The organism is Aliterella sp. E5.1, assembly GCF_057473825.1.
The window spans coordinates 1-1289 of record NZ_JBYCCV010000404.1 but is presented as its reverse complement, the minus strand read 5'-3'; the positions used below and the strand labels follow the sequence as shown (position 1 = coordinate 1289).

General features: G+C 44.5%; 1 protein-coding gene. It reads left to right on the top strand.

The window, feature by feature from the left end; translation table 11 throughout:
• Nucleotides 1-13: 13 nt before the first annotated feature.
• On the top strand, nucleotides 14-1289 hold a 1276-nt coding region (locus tag AC2VE5_RS27695), incomplete at its 3' end, for an ABC transporter ATP-binding protein (protein ID WP_486890724.1).

Below are 1289 nucleotides of genomic sequence, written 5' to 3'. Positions count from 1 at the left end.
GTTCAATTTATTTTTGGCTAATCTGGTTTTATTTGCAGCTTTGCCACAACTCGTTGTGCAGTTGAAATTAGGACAGCAACGGTTTGGACTGGCATTTGAACTTAGCCCCACTGAACGGCGTAAGTATTATTACAGCTTTTTACTTGCTAGCGTACAGGCAGCAAAGGAAGTACGCCTTTTTGGACTAGGTCAATATTTTCTCCATAAACTGCTTAATTTATACAAGCGGGTTCACCAAGCGGAGCGAAGACAACAACAGCGCGAATTACGCTGGGAGTTAGGCTTAAGTATTTTGTCCAGCGTTGTAGCGAGCGTAGCTTTTACTATTGTTGTGTTTGCCGCCTTTGGTAAAAGGCTCACATTAGGCGACATTACGCTATACGTGAATGCGGTTAGTTCCGTTCAAGGTGCGTTAAGTGGATTCATTTTTGCAGTTGCTGGTCTTAGTGAAAGTATACTTTTCCATTCCTATTTCCAAGACCTACTAGCATTGCCACCTGCATTATCCATTTCACCAATTACACAACCAGTACCAAAGCTTTCATCTGGGTTGGAATTGCGCCATGTTTCTTTTCGCTATAGCGACAAACAGCCCTGGATACTACGCGATGTCAATTTAAAGATTCCAGTTGGTAGTTGTTTAGCTTTAGTGGGACTCAATGGTGCTGGTAAGACTACTTTAGTCAAGTTACTAACTCGGCTATACGATCCTTCAGACGGGCAGATTTTGTGGGATGGAATTGATATTCGCGAATTTGACCCTGCCGAGTTTCGTCAACGGATTGGCACTATTTTTCAAGACTTTATGCGCTACGATTTGACGGTGCATGAGAACATTGGTTTAGGGAATCTAGCTAAGATTGATGATAGGAAATGGATACAGCGAGCAGCGCAGCAAGCAAGCGTCCATGCTGATATTACGCGTTTGCCGCAGGGTTATGAAACCGAATTAAGCCGGATGTTTGCAGAGGAAGGTCAGGGTATTGATTTGTCGGGTGGTCAATGGCAAAAGGTGGCAACGGCTCGGATGTTTGCACGAGAGGCAGATCTACTCATCTTGGATGAGCCAACCGCTGCGCTGGATGCACAAGCTGAGTACGAATTGTACAGTCATTTTGCCGACTTAATGTCGGAGCGCACTAGCTTTTTAATCTCACATCGCTTTAGCACAGTGCGAATGGCTGATGCGATCGCGGTGTTATCAGATGGGCGAATTATAGAATACGGCACACACGATGCACTAATAGATTTGAACGGCACCTATGCTAAGTTGTATGAAATGCAAGCAG